This window comes from Motilibacter aurantiacus (assembly GCF_011250645.1).
Classification (GTDB): domain Bacteria; phylum Actinomycetota; class Actinomycetes; order Motilibacterales; family Motilibacteraceae; genus Motilibacter_A; species Motilibacter_A aurantiacus.
Window position 1 is genome coordinate 197,749 of sequence record NZ_JAANNO010000002.1, and the last position, 17,328, is coordinate 215,076.

General features: G+C 75.1%; 14 protein-coding genes. 2 read left to right on the top strand and 12 right to left on the bottom strand.

Annotated features, from left to right (window positions below; genetic code table 11):
* The first annotated feature begins 56 nt into the window (after nucleotides 1-56).
* Nucleotides 57-2,696, top strand: coding sequence for an alpha/beta fold hydrolase (locus tag G9H72_RS04845; protein WP_166168346.1), 2,640 nt, complete (start codon nucleotides 57-59; stop codon nucleotides 2,694-2,696).
* A gap of 90 nt (nucleotides 2,697-2,786) precedes the next feature.
* Here the strand turns inward: G9H72_RS04845 and G9H72_RS04850 are convergent, their stop codons facing one another.
* From G9H72_RS04850 to G9H72_RS04885, 8 genes are all read right to left on the bottom strand, one after another.
* Nucleotides 2,787-3,236 carry a hypothetical protein gene (locus G9H72_RS04850; protein WP_166168348.1) on the bottom strand — a complete coding sequence of 150 codons (450 nt, stop codon included), beginning with the start codon at nucleotides 3,234-3,236 and terminating at the stop codon, nucleotides 2,787-2,789.
* Nucleotides 3,233-3,979 carry a 4-hydroxy-tetrahydrodipicolinate reductase gene (gene dapB, locus G9H72_RS04855; RefSeq protein ID WP_166168350.1) on the bottom strand — a complete coding sequence of 249 codons (747 nt, stop codon included), beginning with the start codon at nucleotides 3,977-3,979 and terminating at the stop codon, nucleotides 3,233-3,235. Before dapB ends, G9H72_RS04850 begins: the two co-directional genes overlap by 4 nt.
* Nucleotides 3,980-4,112: 133 nt before the next feature.
* On the bottom strand, nucleotides 4,113-5,465 hold the full coding sequence (locus G9H72_RS04860; RefSeq protein ID WP_331271987.1) for a M16 family metallopeptidase: 1,353 nt from the start codon (nucleotides 5,463-5,465) through the stop codon (nucleotides 4,113-4,115).
* A gap of 2 nt (nucleotides 5,466-5,467) precedes the next feature.
* On the bottom strand, nucleotides 5,468-7,732 hold the full coding sequence (locus tag G9H72_RS04865) for a polyribonucleotide nucleotidyltransferase (protein ID WP_166168352.1): 2,265 nt from the start codon (nucleotides 7,730-7,732) through the stop codon (nucleotides 5,468-5,470).
* A 228-nt stretch (nucleotides 7,733-7,960) separates the two neighbouring features.
* Nucleotides 7,961-8,230, bottom strand: coding sequence for a 30S ribosomal protein S15 (rpsO, locus tag G9H72_RS04870; protein WP_166168354.1), 270 nt, complete (start codon nucleotides 8,228-8,230; stop codon nucleotides 7,961-7,963).
* A 130-nt stretch (nucleotides 8,231-8,360) separates the two neighbouring features.
* The gene (locus G9H72_RS04875; RefSeq protein WP_166168357.1) at nucleotides 8,361-9,314 is read right to left on the bottom strand and encodes a bifunctional riboflavin kinase/FAD synthetase; all 954 of its coding nucleotides are present in this window, start codon (nucleotides 9,312-9,314) and stop codon (nucleotides 8,361-8,363) included.
* 45 nt (nucleotides 9,315-9,359) lie between these two features.
* A complete protein-coding gene (truB, locus tag G9H72_RS04880) occupies nucleotides 9,360-10,253 on the bottom strand; it encodes a tRNA pseudouridine(55) synthase TruB (RefSeq protein WP_166168360.1) in 894 nt (297 codons plus the stop codon).
* Nucleotides 10,254-10,299: 46 nt separating this feature from the next.
* A complete protein-coding gene (locus G9H72_RS04885) occupies nucleotides 10,300-11,595 on the bottom strand; it encodes an NAD(P)/FAD-dependent oxidoreductase (protein ID WP_166168363.1) in 1,296 nt (431 codons plus the stop codon).
* Nucleotides 11,596-11,832: 237 nt separating this feature from the next.
* Between G9H72_RS04885 and G9H72_RS04890 the strand changes: the two genes are divergently transcribed.
* Nucleotides 11,833-11,994, top strand: coding sequence for a hypothetical protein (locus G9H72_RS04890; RefSeq protein WP_166168366.1), 162 nt, complete (start codon nucleotides 11,833-11,835; stop codon nucleotides 11,992-11,994).
* A gap of 106 nt (nucleotides 11,995-12,100) precedes the next feature.
* On the opposite strand, the gene G9H72_RS04895 is transcribed toward G9H72_RS04890, so the two are convergent.
* The 4 genes from G9H72_RS04895 to infB all read right to left on the bottom strand — a co-directional run bounded on the left by G9H72_RS04895 (nucleotide 12,101) and on the right by infB (nucleotide 17,321).
* On the bottom strand, nucleotides 12,101-13,162 hold the full coding sequence (locus G9H72_RS04895) for a DHH family phosphoesterase (RefSeq protein WP_166168369.1): 1,062 nt from the start codon (nucleotides 13,160-13,162) through the stop codon (nucleotides 12,101-12,103).
* A gap of 5 nt (nucleotides 13,163-13,167) precedes the next feature.
* Nucleotides 13,168-13,602, bottom strand: coding sequence for a 30S ribosome-binding factor RbfA (rbfA, locus tag G9H72_RS04900; protein ID WP_166168372.1), 435 nt, complete (start codon nucleotides 13,600-13,602; stop codon nucleotides 13,168-13,170).
* A gap of 57 nt (nucleotides 13,603-13,659) precedes the next feature.
* Complete coding sequence (locus G9H72_RS04905) at nucleotides 13,660-13,992, bottom strand: DUF503 domain-containing protein (RefSeq protein WP_166168375.1); 333 nt, start codon at nucleotides 13,990-13,992, stop codon at nucleotides 13,660-13,662.
* A 149-nt stretch (nucleotides 13,993-14,141) separates the two neighbouring features.
* Nucleotides 14,142-17,321, bottom strand: a complete 3,180-nt coding sequence (gene infB / locus G9H72_RS04910; protein WP_166168378.1) for a translation initiation factor IF-2 — start codon at nucleotides 17,319-17,321, stop codon at nucleotides 14,142-14,144.
* Nucleotides 17,322-17,328 lie beyond the last annotated feature (7 nt).

The window sequence follows — 17,328 nt, forward strand, 5'->3', positions numbered from 1 at the left end:
GCGCGCGGCGGGCCGCCCCTAGCGTGGACGGCCAGCCCGGCAGGAGGAGACGCGCGATGGCGGCCGACGACGACGCGACGGCGCACGGCCCGGCGACGGGTGCGGGCTCTGCCCCGGAGGCGCTGCGCCGCGTCGCGCGTGCCGAGCCGGGCCGGGTCGCGGTCTGCGTGACGGGGAGCGACGGGCCCGAGCTGACGACGTACGCCGAGCTCGACCGCGCCGTCGACCGGCTCGCGCAGGCGCTGGCCGCCGAGCTCGGGCCGCCGGTGCACGGGGCGCACCGCGTCGCCGTGCGGCTGCACGGCCCGCTCGAGGTCGTCGTCGCGACCCTCGCCCTGGAGCGGGCCGCCCTCGCGGTCGTGCCCGTCGACCCGAGCGCGCCGATCGAGCGCGTCGAGGCGATCCTCGCCGACGTCGAGGCGGCCCTGCTGCTCAGCGACGTCCCGGGGGACGCCGACGAGGTGGGCCGGCGGGTCGAGCACCCCCTCGGGCTGGGCGTCGAGCCGGTGGCCGGGTTGCCGGCGGCCCAGCCCTCCCCCGACGCGCTGGCGGCGGTGATGTTCACCTCCGGCTCGACCGGCACCCCGAAGGGGATCGTCGTCCCGCACGCCCAGCGTCAGGCCTTCGCCCGCTGGGTCGACCGCTTCTGGGCGCTGCCGGACGGCGCCCGGGTCGGCACGCTCTCGGTCGGCACCGTGGGGTTCTACGAGGCGCTCGTGCGCGGCACCGTGATGTGCGGCGGCACCCTGCACGCCTATCCGGTACGCCGCCTCGGCCTCGGCGCGCTGGCCCCCTGGCTGCTGGAGCACCGCATCCAAGCCCTGCCGCTCGTGCCGACCCTGCTGCGCGCGCTCGTGCCGGCGCTCCCGCCCGGCCTGCGGTTCCCCGACCTCACCACCGTCGTGCTGGGCGCCGAGGCCCCCACCTGGGAGGACGTCCGGCTGCTGCGCACCGTCCTGCCGCCCGGCGCCACGGTCTACAACCTCTACGGCACCACCGAGACCGGGTCGGTCGCCGGCCTCGCGCTGCCGGGCGACGCCCCGCTCGGCGAGGGCCGGCTGCCCGCGGGCCGGGCCATCGACGGCTGCCGCATCGAGATCACCGGCGAGGACGGCACCGTGCTGCCCGCGGGGGTGCGCGGCGAGGTCACGGTGGTGACGGCGTACGGCGGCACCGGATACTGGAACCGGCCCGAGCAGACCCGGGCGGTGTGGCGGGCACGCCCGGACGGCACGGTCGGCTGCCGGACCGGTGACGCGGGCACGCTCGGCGCCGACGGCGTGCTGCAGTGCCACGGCCGCATGGACCACGTCGTCAAGATCGCCGGCAACCGGGTCGAGCTCGGCGAGGTCGAGTCCGCCCTGCAGGCGGCCGACGGCGTCGCCGGAGCCGCCGCGGTGGGCCGGCCCGATGCGGAGGGCGACGTCCGGCTGCACGCCTTCGTCACCGCCGCCGCGGACGCCGTCCTGCACCCGGCCGCGCTGCGCGGACGGCTGGCCCGCCGGCTGCCCGGCTACATGCTCCCGGACTCGATCACCATCCTGGACGAGCTGCCCGGGCTGCCCGGGGGCAAGGTCGACCGCAGCGCGCTGCCCGAGCCGGCTCTCCGGCGCGAGCGACCGGCCGCCGCGGCCTCCTCGCAGCTGGAGGCCGCGCTCGTCGCGGTCTGGCAGGAGGTGCTCGGCCGCGAGGTCGGGGCGGACGACGACTTCTTCGACCTCGGCGGCGACTCGCTGCGCGCCGCCCGGGCCTTCGCGCTCATGAAGGCGCGGCTCGGCTACGACCGGCCGATCTCGCTGCTGCTGGACGCCCCGACGGTCGCGCTGCTCGCCGCCGCGCTGGAGGCGGGCGTCGACGGCTGGGAGCCGCTGGTCCCGGTGCGGGTGGCCGGCGAGAAGCCGCCGGTCTTCCTCGTCCACGGCGGCGGGGGCAACGTGCTCTTCGCCCGCCGGCTGGCCCAGGGGCTGCCCGACGGCCACCCGGTCTACGCCTTCCAGGCGCCGACCCTCTCCGGCCGGGCCTCCGAGGAGCGCACGCTGGAGGAGCTGGCCGCGCGGTACGTCGCCGAGGCCCGGCGCTGTGCCCCGGACGGGCCGTACCTGCTGTTCGGCTACTCCCTCGGCGGCGTCATCGCCTTCGAGATGGCGCTGCAGCTGCAGGCAGCGGGCGCGCAGGTGGGCCTGCTCGCGATGGGCGACAGCGACCTGCCGGCCGTCGCGCCGGCCCCGTCGATCCCGCTGGCCCGGCGCGCCGCCGACCGGCTCGGCGAGCTGCGCGGCCTCCCCCCGCAGCAGGCCCTGCGCCGCGCGGCCCGGCTGCCCGGCAACCAGGCCCGCAACCTCCCCGCTGCGCTACGCCTGCGCGGCCTGCGCCGCCAGTGGCGCGAGCAGCTCGCACAGGTGGCGCCGGGCGCGCCGGTCGACGTCGAGTTCCGGGTCGCGTGGAGCCTGCAGGAGAGCGGGAGGCTGCTGGCGGCGTACGCGCCGGCCCGGGCTTTCGACGGCTCGGTGGTCATGGTGAGCGCCAGCGAGTCCCGGCGCGACCATGCCGGTGAGTGGGCGCCGTACGTCACCGGGAAGGTGCACGTCGAGCAGGTGGACGGCCGGCACGAGAGCCTGCTGCAGGGCGAGCGGATCGACGCGGTCGCCGCGGCGCTCGCGGCAGCCCTCGGCCGGGTGGGGGCCCTGCGCAGCTGAGCAGCCTGCCGGCGCGGATGACCGGGCCTCGGCGGCGGCGCCGTCGTCGCAGCCGGCAGGACGCCGGCGCAGCTGCCGGCACCGGCGCGCTCAGTCGGCGGGGCGGCCCTCGTGCACGGCGATCGCGCGCCGCATCGTGCGCCGGGCGCGGGCCCGGTCCCCCGCCGCGTCGTAGGCCAGGGCGAGGCGGAACCACGCGCGCCAGTCCTCGGGAAACGCCCTGGCCTCGGCGCTGCGCCGCTCGAACAGCTCGTCGGCGGCCGCTCGCTCGGGCCGGCCGCTGGGGCGGCGCGGCAGGTCGTCCACCGGCAGCCCGCCCTCGGCGTCGAGCTCGCGGCCGAGCACCTCGACCTGTCGGCCGAAGCGCAGCTCGGCCCACACCAGCCAGAGCCCGACGACGGGCAGCAGCAGCACGGCCACGCCGAGCACGACTGCCGCGGGACGCCCGTCGGCGACGAGCACGACCCCGCGCCAGCCGATGAAGGCCGCGTAGACGAGGACCAGCGCCGCGAGCAGCAGCGCTGTCCGGCGGGCGCTCACGGCAGGTCGAGGTAGGCCTCGAGCCCCACGGTCAGGCCCGGGGTCTCGCGCACGCGCCGGACCGCCAGCAGCAGGCCGGGCATGAACCCCTCGCGGTCGTGGGAGTCGTGGCGCAGGGTGAGGGTCTCGCCCCGTGCGCCGAGCAGGACCTCCTCGGACGCGACGAGCCCGCGCAGGCGTACGGCGTGCACGGGGATGCCCTCGACGCTCGCGCCGCGGGCGCCGTCCAACGCCTCCGTGGTGGCGTCCGGCATGGGCGGGAGCCCGGCCTCCGCGCGCGCCGCCGCGACCAGCTCCGCGGTGCGGCGGGCGGTGCCGCTGGGCGCGTCCGCCTTGCCGGGGTGGTGCAGCTCGACGATCTCGACCGACTCGTAGAAGCGGGCCGCCTGCGCGGCGAAGCGCATGAGCAGCACGGCGCCGACGCTGAAGTTCGGGACGACGAGGACCGCGACCCCGGGGGCGTCGGCCAGCCAGCCGCGCACCTCGTCCAGGCGCTCGGGGGTGAAGCCGGACGTGCCCGTGACGACTGAGATGCCCTGCTCGACGCAGGACCGCAGGTTCGCCATCACGGCGTCCGGGCGGGTGAGCTCCACCGCGACGTCCACCCCGTCGGCGCGGAGCCGGGTGAGGTCGTCACCGCGCCCGAGACGGGCCACGAGGTCCAGCCCGTCGGCGGCCTCGACCGCCCGGCAGGCGGTCGCGCCCATGCGGCCCTGGGCGCCGATCACGGCGACTCTGGTCATCTCGTCACGTTCCCCTTCAGCGGGCGGAGCCGGCGGTGATCACGGGGCTCGGCTCCGGCGGACCGGCGGGCCGTGCGCCGAGTCCCGTGATCACCGCCGGGGGAGCAGCGGCGGTGCCGCAGGGCGGCGGAAGCTAAGCGACGGCGGAGAACTCGCGCCCCGCGTCGAACGGGCCGACGACGGCGAGCGTCGGCGTCACCGTCAGCAGGTCCTGCGCCACGGCCTGCACGTCGTCGAGCGTCACGGCCGAGATCTGGGCCAGGACCGCGTCGATCCCGGCCAGCTCGCCGTAGACCAGCTCGGCCTTGCCCAGCCGGCTCATCCGGGCGCCGGTGTCCTCCAGCCCGAGGACGAGGCCGCCGCGCAGCTGGCCCTGGCCACGGACGAGCTCGTCGCGGGTGATCCCGCTCGCGGCGACCAGCTCGAGCTGCTCGCGGCAGACGGCCAGCACGTCGTCGACCTTCTTGGGCAGGCAGCCGGCGTAGATGCCGAAGACTCCCGCGTCGGCGTACTGGGCGTTGTAGCTGTAGACCGAGTACGCCATGCCGCGCTTCTCGCGCACCTCCTGGAAGAGGCGCGAGCTCATCCCGCCGCCGAGCGCGGCGTTCAGCACGCCGAGGGCGAAGCGGCGCTCGTCCGTGCGCGAGACGCCGGGCACGCCGAGCACGAGGTTCGCCTGCTCCGTGCGGCGCTCCTCGACCCGCGTGCCGCCGAGGCCGCGCGGGGCCTTCGTGGCGCCCAGGCGCGGCGGGGCCGGCACGTCGTCGCCGCCGAGCGCCCCCGCCTTGTCGAAGGCGGAGCGGACCAGGCGGACGACCTTGGCGTGGTCGACGTTGCCCGCCACCGTGACGACCATGGCCGAGGGCTTGTAGCGCCGCTTGTAGTAGCCGTGGATCGCCGAGCGCGACAGCGCCGACACCGAGTCGACCGTGCCGGTGACCGGGCGCCCGAGCGGCGCATCGCCGAAGATCGCCTCGCTGAAGAGCTCGTGCACCGCGTCGGTCGGGTCGTCGTCGTGCATCGCGATCTCTTCGAGGATCACGCCTCGCTCCTGCTCCACGTCCGCCGTGCTGACGGTCGAGGAGGTGACGAGGTCGCACACCACGTCGACCGCCAGCGGCAGGTCCTCGTCGAGGACCCGCGCGTAGTAGCAGGTGTATTCCTTCGTGGTGAAGGCGTTCATCTCGCCGCCGACCGCGTCGATCGTCGAGGAGATGTCCAGCGCGGTGCGCCGCTTCGTGCCCTTGAAGAGCAGGTGCTCGAGGTAGTGCGAGGCGCCGGCCAGGGACGGCGCCTCGTCGCGCGAGCCGACGCCGATCCAGATGCCGACGGTCGCGGAGCGCACCCCCGGCAGGGCCTCGGTCACGACGCGCAGACCGCCGGGGAGGACGGTGCGGCGGACAGTGCCGCCGCTCCCGTCCTCCCCGGTCAGCGTGCGCGTGGTGCCCGGGCGCTGCGGTCGCAGAGCGTTCGTCCGGGCAGCCACTCTCAGGCCTTGGAGTCGGCCGCGGCCTCGTCGGCCGTGCCCTCCGCGGAAGCGCCCTCAGCGGCGCCCTCGGCCTCGTCGACGACCGGCACGAGCGAGAGCTTGCCGCGCGGGTCGATCTCGGCGATCTCGACCTGGACCTTCTGGCCGACCTTGACGACGTCCTCGACGTTGTCGACCCGCTTGCCGCCGGCCAGCTTGCGCAGCTGGGAGACGTGCAGCAGGCCGTCGCGGCCGGGGACGAGCGACACGAAGGCGCCGAACGTCGTGGTCTTGACGACGGTGCCGAGGTAGCGCTCGCCGATCTCGGGCATCGTCGGGTTGGCGATGCCGTTGATCGTCTGGCGCGCGGCCTCGGCGGACGGGCCGTCGACGGCGCCGATGTAGATCGTGCCGTCGTCCTCGATCGTGATCTCGGCGCCGGTCTCGTCCTGGATCTGGTTGATCATCTTGCCCTTCGGGCCGATGACCTCGCCGATCTTGTCCACCGGGATCTTGACGGTGATGATGCGCGGCGCGAACGGCGACATCTCGTCCGGGACGTCGATGGCCTCGTTCATCACGTCGAGGATGTGCAGCCGGGCCTCGCGGGCCTGGGTCAGCGCACCCGCGAGCACCGACGCGGGGATGCCGTCGAGCTTGGTGTCCAGCTGGATCGCCGTCACGAACTCCTTGGTGCCGGCCACCTTGAAGTCCATGTCGCCGAACGCGTCCTCGGCGCCGAGGATGTCGGTGAGCGCGGCGTACTCGGTCTTGCCGTCGACCTCGTCCGAGACCAGGCCCATCGCGATGCCCGCGACCGGCGCCTTGAGCGGCACACCGGCGTTGAGCAGCGACATCGTCGAGGCGCAGACCGAGCCCATCGACGTCGAGCCGTTGGAGCCGAGCGCCTCGGACACCTGGCGGATCGCGTAGGGGAACTCCTCGCGCGTCGGCAGCACCGGCACGAGCGCCCGCTCGGCGAGCGCGCCGTGGCCGATCTCGCGGCGCTTGGGCGAGCCCACGCGCCCCGTCTCACCCGTGCTGTACGGCGGGAAGTTGTAGTTGTGCATGTAGCGCTTGCGCGTCTCGGGCGAGAGCGTGTCCAGCTGCTGCTCCATGCGGAGCATGTTCAGCGTCGTGACCCCCAGGATCTGGGTCTCGCCGCGCTCGAAGAGCGCCGAGCCGTGCACGCGCGGGAGGACCTCGACCTCGGCCGAGAGCTGCCGGATGTCGGCGAGCCCACGGCCGTCGATGCGGACCTTGTCGCGCAGGATGCGCTGGCGGACGAGCTTCTTGGTCAGCGACCGGTAGGCCCCGGACAGCTCCTTCTCGCGGCCCGCGAACTGCTCGCCGAGGCGCTCGCTGACGAGCCCCTTGACCCGGTCGAGCTCGGCCTCGCGCTCCTGCTTGCCGGCGATCGTCAGCGCGGCGGAGAGCTCCTCGGTCACCGCGCCCTCGACGGCCTCGAAGGCGTCGGGCTGGTAGTCCGGGTAGAGCGGGAACTCGCGCGTCTCCTTGGCGGCCTTGGCGGCGACCTCGGACTGCGCCTCGCACAGCGTGCGGATGAAGGGCTTGGCGGCCTCGAGGCCCTCGGCGACGATCTCCTCGGTGGGAGCGCCCTGGCCCTCCTCCTTGACCAGGCGCCAGGCCTGGTCGGTGGCCTCGGCCTCGACCATCATGATCGCGACATCTGCCGAGGCACCGTCACCGACGACGCGGCCGGCGACGACCATGTCGAACACGGCGCCGGCGAGCTGCTCGTGCGTCGGGAACGCGACCCACTGGCCCTCGATGAGGGCAACGCGGGTGGCGCCGATCGGGCCGCTGAAGGGCAGGCCGGCCAGCTGGGTCGACAGCGACGCGGCGTTGATCGCCACGACGTCGTAGAGGTCGTTCGGGTTGAGCGCCATGACCGTGACGACGACCTGGATCTCGTTGCGCAGGCCCTTGACGAAGGACGGGCGCAGCGGCCGGTCGATGAGGCGGCAGGTGAGGATCGCGTCCTCGCTGGGGCGGCCCTCCCGGCGGAAGAACGAGCCGGGGATGCGGCCCGCGGCGTACATCCGCTCCTCGACGTCGACGGTGAGCGGGAAGAAGTCGAACTGCTCCTTCGGGCTCTTGGACGCGGTCGTCGCCGAGAGCAGCATCGTCTCTTCGTCGAGGTACGCCACGGCGGAGCCGGCGGCCTGGCGGGCGAGGCGCCCGGTCTCGAACCGGACGGTGCGCTTGCCGAAGCGGCCGTTGTCGATGACGGCGGTGGCCGTCGTGATGTCGGAACCCTCCACGGGTCCTCCTGTTCGTGTGGGGAGCAGGAGGCACGGAAGGTGTCGGGGGCCGGTCTTCGAGAGAAGCGCCCGGAGCTGCTCTGCCGCTCCGGAGGCCACTACCGAGGACCGACGTCGACGTCCTCGTCGTGCGTCCCGCCCACGGGCTGGGCGTTGGGGGTGCGCTCGCGGGGTCGGCCCCGCGAAGCAGCGAGGGGAGCGACCGGATGGCCACTCCCCTCGGGGCCGCTATCGGCGCAGGCCGAGCCGCTCGATGAGCGAGCGGTAGCGGTTGATGTCCTTCTTCGCCAGGTACTGCAGCAGGCGGCGGCGACGGCCGACCAGGAGCAGCAGGCCACGGCGGCTGTGGTGGTCGTGCTTGTGGGTCTTGAGGTGCTCCGTGAGGTCACGGATGCGCTGGCTGAGCAGCGCCACCTGGGCCTCCGGCGAGCCGGTGTCGCCCGGCGTCAGGGAGTACTCGTCGAGGATCTTCTTCTTCGTCGCTGCGTCGAGGGACACAGGGCTCCTTCCGGGGGTTCGCTGCGCGGTGCCCCGGGCTGATCCTTCGGGGCGCTCTCGAGTCCGCGGCCGGTTCACACGGCAACTTCGAGGCTACCAGCCGGTGACCGTGCGTCCCGCCACCGGCCGCTCAGCGCAGCAGCTCGCGCACCCGGTCGACGTCGAGCGCCATCTGCGCGACCAGCTCCTCGACTCCGGCGAACTTCTCGGTGTCGCGGACCCGGCCCACGAAGTCGACGGCCACGTGCTCGCCGTACAGGTCGAGGTCGGTCCGGTCCAGGACGTACGCCTCCACCCGGCGCTTCTCGCCGCCGAACGTGGGGTTGGTGCCGATGGAGATCGCGGCGGGCAGCCGGGTCTCGCCCTCGGCGGAGAGGTTGTGCGGGAGCCCGCGGACCAGCCAGCCGGCGTAGACGCCGTCGGCCGGCACCACGGTGCGCGCCGGCACGTCGAGGTTGGCCGTCGGGTAGCCGAGCTCGCGGCCCCGCTTGTCCCCGTGGACGACGACGCCCTCCACCCGGTGCGGCCGGTCGAGCGCGCGCGCCGCCGCCTCCACCTCGCCGAGCGCGACCCGGTCGCGGACGAAGGTGGAGGACCAGCGGTGGCCCGCCTCCTCCACCAGGCCGACCGGGCAGACGGTGAACCCGGACCTCGCGCCCAGGGTCGACAGCAGCGCGGCGTCGCCCGCGGCCTTGTGCCCGAACCGGAAGTCCGCCCCCACCACGACCTCCGCGGCGTGCAGCGCGTCGACCAGCACGCGCCCGACGAACTGCTCCGGGGACCAGGAGGCCAGCTCGGCGTCGAAGGGCAGGACGCACACCGCGTCCACGCCGAGGTCGCCGAGCAGGGCGGCCCGGTGCGCGACGGTCGTCAGCTGCTTGGGCGCGATCTGCGGGCGCAGCACGTCCAGCGGGTGCGGGTCGAAGGTCACCACGACCGCCGGGATGTGCGCCGAACGGCTGCGGGCGACCGCCCGGCCGACCACGGCGCGGTGGCCGCGGTGCACGCCGTCGAAGACACCGATGGAGACGACCGAAGGGCCCCAGTCGGAGGGGATCGCTCCGAGCCCATGCCAGACCTGCACGCGGTGCAGCCTGCCAGACGCCCCGCGCGCGCCCGGCGGGCCGGGTCAGGCGGCCGCGAACACCGCGAGCGGCCTGGCGCGCCCGCCGCGCTCCTCGACCAGGGCCAGGAAGGCGCCGTCCGGGCCGAAGACCGCCACCGGCCCCGCCGTGCCCTCGGCCGGGAGCAGCGCGCCGTGGGCGAGCCGGGCCGCGTCCTCCGCGCCGACCTCACGGCGGGGGAAGGCACGCCCCGCGGCGGCGGCCATCGGCAGGACGTCCACCTGCTCCTCGAGCTTCTCGAGGGTGCGGGCGTCCTCAAGCGTCCACGGGCCGACGCGGGTGCGCCGCAGCATCGTCAGGTGGCCGCCCACCCCGAGCGCGCGTCCGAGGTCGCGGGCCAGGGCGCGGACGTACGTGCCGCTGGTGCACGCGACCTCGACGTCGAGGTCGAGCAGCGCCCCGTCGTCCGAGCGCCGGGACTCCCCCACGACGAACGCGGACACGGTGACGGGCCGCGCGGCGAGCTGGACCTCCTCGCCCGCCCGGGCCAGCGCGTACGCCCGCTTGCCGTTGACCTTGATCGCGCTGACCGAGCTGGGGACCTGCTCGATGTCACCGGTGAGCGCCGCGACGGCCTCAAGGAGCGTCTCGGCCGGCACGTCCCCGGCCGGGGCGCCGCCGGCCGGCTCGCCCTCCGCGTCGTCGGTGGTGGTCGCCTGCCCCAGCCGGACCGTCGCCGAGTACGCCTTGTCGGCCCCCGCGAGGTGGCCGAGCAGGCGCGTGGCCCGCCCCACGCCCAGCACGAGCACGCCCGTGGCCATCGGGTCCAGCGTGCCGGCGTGCCCGACGCGGCGGGTCCCGGCGAGCCGGCGCATGCGGCCCACGACGTCGTGCGACGTCCAGCCGCCGGGCTTGTCGACGACGACGATGCCCTCGGGCGCGGTCTCGGTCACGGGCACATTGTCGCCTGCACGTGACCGAGTCCTGGTGCGGGCCGCGTCGAGGTCAGGGCGAGTCGACCTTGCCCCCGCGCGAGGCGCGGACGAGGATCCCGCCGCCGCCGCTGCCGAGGCCGAAGTTGTAGACCCAGTCGGTCAGCGTCTTGAGCCGGTTGCGGAAGCCGACCAGGTAGACGATGTGCACGCCGGCCCAGAGCGCCCAGGCCGGGAAGCCCTTCGCCTTGATCCGCTTGCCGCTGCTGCCGGGCAACGGCAGCTCCGCGACGGCGTCGCCCTTGGCGATGACGGCCAGGATCCCCTTGTCGAAGTACTCGAACGGCGCAGGCTGCTGGCCGGCGACGAGCTTGGCGATCTGCTTGCCGGTGTGCTTGCCCTGCTGGATGGCGTTGGGCGCCACCAGCGGGAACGGGCGGGCGCCCTCGGGCCGCTTCGGGGAGGCGATGTCGCCGATGGCGAAGACGTTGTCCCGGCCCGGCACCCGCAGGTCCGGCTCGACGACGATCGAGCCGCCGCGCCCGAGCTCGAGGCCGAGCTTGCGGCCCAGCGGGCTGGCCTGCACGCCCGCGCCCCACACGACGGTGCGCGTCTCGATGCGCTGGCCGTCGCTGAGCTCGACGCCCTTCTCGTCCGCCGACTTCACCGAGGTGTTGAGCAGGATCTCGACGCCGCGTTTGCGCAGGTCCTTGAGCGTCTGCTCACCGGACTGCTCGCTGAACGTGTTGAGCAGCCGGGGCATCATCTCGACCAGGACCACCCGCAGGTCCACCTCGCCGCCGATGTGGTGGCAGCTCATCTCGGCGAGCGAGCCGGCCGTCTCCACGCCGGTGGGGCCGCCGCCGACCACGACCACCGTCTCGTGCGAGCGGTCCGAGCTCCGGTCCCGCGCCGCCTGCTCGATCTCCTCGAGCAGGTGCAGCCGGAGGCGTACGGCGTCGCTCATCGTGTAGAGCGGGTACGCGTGCTCGTCCATTCCGGGGATGCCGAAGAAATTGGTCGTCGCGCCCGCGGCGAGCACCAGGTAGTCGTAGGGGACGGTCGTCCCGTCCGTGAGCTCGACCGTCTGCGTGTCCCACTCGACGCCGGAGACCTCTCCGACCCGCACCTTGACGTTCTTCTGCCGACGGAAGATCGTCCGGATCGTGGAGCCGACCTGCTCCGGCGGCAGGTAGGAGGTCGCCACCTGATAGAGCAGCGGCTGGAAGGTGTGGAAGTTGTTCCGGTCGATGATCGTGATGTCGACCGGGGCGCCGCGCAGCTCGTGGACCGCGTTGAGCCCGGCGAACCCGGCTCCGATGACCACGACGTGGGGCCGCCCGGAGGCGTGGGGGAAGGCAGAGGTCACCTTGGATCGACTCCCCGGTTGCTCGGTGCTTGTAACTCCCGGCCGACGATTCGGCCACGCCAGGCTGCACTACCGCTGGTGCGACGGCGTCACCGGCGCCCGCGTCGCCTCCGCTGGCACGGCACCGCCGCGGCCTGCGCGCGGCAGGCGCCTCGGGCTCGGCGGCCGTGGGCGAGCCGGCCGTCCGGCCGACGGAAGGGGGGCGGGCCCCGGCCGGCACCTGGGAGACTCGCCCGCATGGCGTGGCTCTTCCTGGCCCTGACGGTGCTCTGGCTGGCGGCGACGGTAGTGCTCGTACGCCGGCTCGAGCTGTCGCCGGGGGCGCAGGCCGGCGCGATCGCCGCGGCGGGCGTGGGCTGCCTGGGCGGGCTGATCCTGGTGGTCGACAGCCTGGCCTGAGGGCCGGGTCAGCGGCCGGAGGCCGCGCGCAGCCGGCCCCGGTGGAGGACGTGCTGGTGCAGGGAGCCCGGGTGCAGGACGACGAGTGACGGCAGCCGCCCGGCCGTCAGAGCGCGGCCTCCAGAGCCTCGCGGACCCGCCCGAGCACATCGTCCGCGCTCCCGTGGGCGGTGAGCCCCGCTGCGGCCCGGTGACCGCCGCCGCCCAGCGACACCGCAGCGCGGGACACGTCGACCCGGCCCTTGGAGCGCAGCGAGACGCGCCAGGTGCCGGGGTCGTCCTCGTAGAGCACGCAGGCCACGTCGGCCTCCTCGGCCCGCCGCACGGTGTCGAGGACCGGCGTCACGTCGTCGACCGCGAGGCCGGCGTCCCGCCGGGCCTGCCCGGGGACGACCGCGGTCACGAGGCCGGCCCCGGCGAGCGCGTGCCCGTCGAGCACGACCCGTTCCAGTGCCGCCCCGAGCACGGGCAGGAAGGATGCCGGCACGTCGTCGACCAGCGACCGGACGAGCGCCGAGTGGTCGAACCCGACGTCGAGCAGCCGTGCGGCGAAGCGCAGGGTGTCCGGCCGGGTGTTGGAGAACCGGAAGGACCCGGTGTCGGTGACGAGGCCGGCGTAGAGGCAGGCCGCGATGGCCGGCGTCAGCTCGACGCCGAGCGCGTCGATCAGCCCCGCCGCCAGCACGGTCGTCGCGGCCGCGGCGGGGTCGACGAGCCGGACCGCGGCGAACGGCTCGTGGCTGCTGTGGTGGTCGAAGGCCACCGCCACCTGCGAGCTGTCCAGGACCGGCGCGAGGACACCCAGCCGGTCGGCCCGGGCGCAGTCGAACGCGACCGTCACCGCGCCGCTGGCGGCGAGCCGCGACGGGGGCACGAGGAAGCCGTCCTCCGGCCCGGCGCCGGGCAGCGCGCGCAGCGCACGCGGCACCTCGAACGGGTCGTCCCCCCAGGACACCTGGCAGGGGCGGCCCAGCTCGCGCAGCGCGTGGGCGACGGCCAGCGCCGAGCCGAGCGCGTCCGCGTCCGGGCTGACGTGCGCCAGGAGCACGACCGGGCCGGCCTCCCGCAGGAGGCCGGCCACCGTGCCGAGCACGTCGGCAGGCGTGCCGGGCGCCGCGGCCGCGCCGTTCCCGTCCGGCGGCGAGGCCCCTGGGCCGGGGGACGTCAAGGCCGCTACTCCGCGTCCTCGTCGTCCTTGGTCCGGTACGCGTCCGGCCCCGCGGCGTAGGTCGCCCCGGCGGCGACCCGGGACACCTCGGCGTCCGCCGCGGCGGCGCGGGCCAGCAGGTCCTCGATGTGCTTGGCGTTCTCCGGGATGGCGTCCGCGGTGAAGGTGAGGGTCGGGGTGTGCCGGACGCCGGTCTGCCGGCCGACCTCGCTGCGCAGCACGCCCTTGGCGCTCTCCAGCGCCGCCGCCGTCGCCGCCCGCTCCTCGTCCGACCCGTAGACCGTGTAGAAGATCTCCGCCTGCTGGAGGTCGCCGGTCATCCGGACGTCGGTCACGGTCACGAACCCGAGGCGCGGGTCCTTGACCCGGGTCTCGAGCATCTCCGCGACGATCACTCGGATGCGGTCACCAAGCTTGCGCGCACGTGCCGCGTCAACCATGGCCGGGCTCCTTCCTGAAGGCTCTTCCGTGGGTCGAAGAGAACCGGTCTGACAGGGTCAGCCGCCGTCGGGGTACGCGTCCTCGACGGCGGCCAGGTCGTCCTCGGGGCGCAGGACGCGGTGCTGGGCGGAGAGCAGGTCGACCTCGGGCCGGCCGGCCACGAGCCGCTCGCAGGACTCGAGCACCTCGCGGCAGTGGCGCGCGTCCGCCGCCACCACGGCGACGCCGACGACCGCCCGCCGGTGCAGGTCCAGCGCACCGGCCTCGGCCACCGAGACCCCGAACTTGCGGGCCAGCTCGGCGACGATGGGCCGCACGACCGAGCGCTTGGCCTTGAGCGAGTGGACGTCACCGAGCAGCAGGTCCAGGCGGAGCGTTCCGACGAACACGGCCTCCCCCTCCCCTCCCGTGAAAGACGACAGTCCACCAGTGGGCCGGGTTCTCCGCCTGCTGGTGGACTGACGATCATGCCCTCTGACGCGCCGGGTGATGCGGAGGCCGCCCGCTGGCGGGCGGCCTCCGCATCCTGGCCGGAGCCTCAGACGCGCGGCTTCTCGCGCATCTCGAAGGTCTCGATGACGTCATCGACCTTGATGTCGTTGAACGACCCGAGGCCGATACCGCACTCGAAGCCCTCGCGGACCTCCGTCGCGTCGTCCTTGAAACGGCGCAGCGACTGGATCTGCAGGTTGTCCGCCACCACGACGCCGTCCCGGATGAGGCGGGCCTTGGAGTTGCGGCGGATCTCCCCGGAGCGGACCAGGCAGCCGGCGATGTTGCCGAACTTGCTCGAGCGGTAGACCTCGCGGATCTCCGCCGTGCCGAGCTGGGCCTCCTCGTACTCCGGCTTCAGCAGGCCCTTGAGCGCTGCCTCGACCTCCTCGATCGCCTGGTAGATGACCGAGTAGTAGCGGACGTCCACGCCCTCGCGCTCGGACAGCTCGCGCGCCTTGCCCTCGGGCCGGACGTTGAAGCCGATGATGACCGCGTCCGACGCCACGGCGAGCATGACGTTGTTCTCGGTGATCGCGCCCACGCCGCGGTCGATGATCCGCAGGTCGACCTCGTCGCCGACGTCGAGCTGCAGGAGGGCGTCCTCCAGGGCCTCGACCGAGCCGGAGACGTCGCCCTTGAGGATCAGGTTGAGCGTCTCGACCTTGCTGCGCTCGAGGAAGTCCTCGAGGCTGACGCGCTTGCGGGAGCGGGCCAGCAGAGCATTGCGCTCGGCCGCCGCACGACGCTCGGCGATCTGCCGGGCGATCCGGTCCTCCGGCGCCACCAGGAAGGTGTCACCGGCGCCGGGCACGGACGTGAGGCCGAGGACCTGCGCCGGACGGGACGGGCCCGCCTCGTCGATCGGGTCGCCGTTCTCGTCGAGCAGGGCCCGGACGCGGCCGTAGGCGTCGCCGCAGACGATCGCGTCGCCGACCCGGAGCGTGCCGCGCTGCACGAGCACGGTCGCCACGGGGCCACGGCCACGGTCGAGGCGCGCCTCGATCGCGGTGCCGCGGGCGTCGGCCGTCGGGTTGGCGACCAGCTCGAGGGCGGCGTCCGCGGTGAGCAGGACCGCCTCGAGCAGGTCGTCGATGCCGATGCCGGACAGCGCCGAGACGTCGACGAACATCGTCTCGCCGCCGTACTCCTCGGCGACCAGGCCGTACTCGGTGAGCTGGCCACGAGCCTTCGCCGGGTCCGCGCCCTCCTTGTCGATCTTGTTGACCGCGACCACGATCGGGACGTCCGCCGCCTGGGCGTGGTTGAGCGCCTCGATCGTCTGGGGCATCACGCCGTCGTCCGCCGCCACCACGAGGATGACGATGTCCGTCGTCTTGGCACCGCGGGCACGCATGGCCGTGAAGGTCTCGTGGCCCGGGGTGTCGATGAACGTGATGGCCCGCTCGACGCCCTCGTGCTCGTGGACGACCTGGTAGGCACCGACGTGCTGGGTGATGCCACCGGCCTCACGGGCCTGCACGTTGGTCTTGCGGATCGCGTCCAGCAGGCGGGTCTTGCCGTGGTCGACGTGGCCCATGACCGTGACGACCGGCGGCCGCGGGGCGAGGTCCTCCTCGTCGTCGTCGAACTCGCCGCCGATGTCGAAGGACTCGAGCAGCTCGCGGTCCTCGTCCTCGGGGCTGACGATCTGCACGTCGAAGCCGAGCTCGGAGCCGAGCAGGCGGAACGTGTCCTCGTCGAGCGACTGGGTCGCCGTCGCCATCTCGCCGAGGCGGAACAGCACGGTGACCAGCGAGGCCGGGTTGGCGTTGATCTTCTCCGCGAAGTCCGTCAACGAGGCGCCCCGGCGCAGGCGGACGGGCGTCGAGCCGTCGCCACGGGGGACCTGCACGCCGCCGATGCTCGGCGCCTGCATGTTGTCGAACTCTTGACGGCGCTGCTTCTTCGACTTGCGCCCACGGGCCGGGCGCCCGCCCGGACGGCCGAACGCACCGGCCGTGCCGCCACGGCCACGGGGGCCGCCGCCGCCACCACCGGGACGACCGGCGAAGCCGCCGCCGCCACCGGCACCGGGGCCACCGCCGCCGGGACGGCCGGCGTAGCCGCCGCCGCCGCCACCGGGACGCCCTGCGCCGCCCGGAGCACCGGGACGGCCGGGAGCGCCGCCGCGGCCGGGGGCACCGGGGCGGCCGGCGCCACCGGGGCCGGCCGGGCGCTGCGGTCGGGGCGGCATCATGCCGGGGTTGGGACGGGGGCCACCGGGGCCGGCGGTGCCACCCGGGCGCGGGCCCGGGGTCGGGCGCGGGCCGGCCGTGCCACCCGGGCGCGGCATGCCGGGAGCGCCGGCGCCACCCGGGCGCGGCATGCCGGTGCTGCCGCCGGTGGAGTACGGGTTGTTGCCCGGGCGCGGGGCGCCGGGGCGCTGCATCCCGGTGCTACCACCCGAGCTGAAGGGGTTGTTGCCCGGACGCGGGCCGCCCGGGCGTGGGCCGGGAGCAGCCGGACGTGCGCCGGGGGCACCCGGGCGCGGTGCGGCGCCGCCCGGGCCGGGACGACCGGCCGAGCCGGGAGCGGCCGGACGGGAGCCGGGAGCGCTCGGTGCACCGGGTGCGCTCGGTGCACCAGGTGCGCTCGGTGCACCAGGGGCACCAGGGGCACCAGGGCGCGGGCCGGAGCCAGGAGCCGCCGGAGCACCAGGGGCGGCAGGCGCACCCGGGCGCGGGGCGCCGGGGCGCGGGCCGGTGGGGGCGGTCGGGGCGGCCGAGGCCGCCGGGGCGAACGCGGGGGTCGTCGGCGCCGCGGGCGTCGACGGCGCGGCGGGTGCCGCGGGGGCGGCCGGGGACGCCGGCTGCGGGCGCGGCCCGGGGGCGGGCGCAGCCGAGCCGGGGGCCGGGCTGGGGGCGGGCGCGGCCGGGCGCGGGGCGCCGGCGGCGGGCGCGCTGGGCGCCGCGGGTGAGGCGGGCGCGCTCGGTGCGGCGGGTGCGGCCGGGGCGGGGCGCGGTCCCGGACGGGGACCGCCCAGGTTGCCCGGGGTCGGACGCGGGCCGGGGCCCGGCGTCGGGGTGGGACGGCTCGCGGACGCGCCGTCGGTGCTCCCGGAGCCACCGCCGGGGAACGCGTCCTTGAGCTTGCGAACGACGGGTGCCTCGATGGTCGAGGACGCGGAGCGGACGAACTCGCCCATCTCCTGGAGCTTGGACAGGACGACCTTGCTCTCTACGCCGAACTCCTTGGCGAGTTCGTAGACCCGGACCTTTGCCACTGCTCTC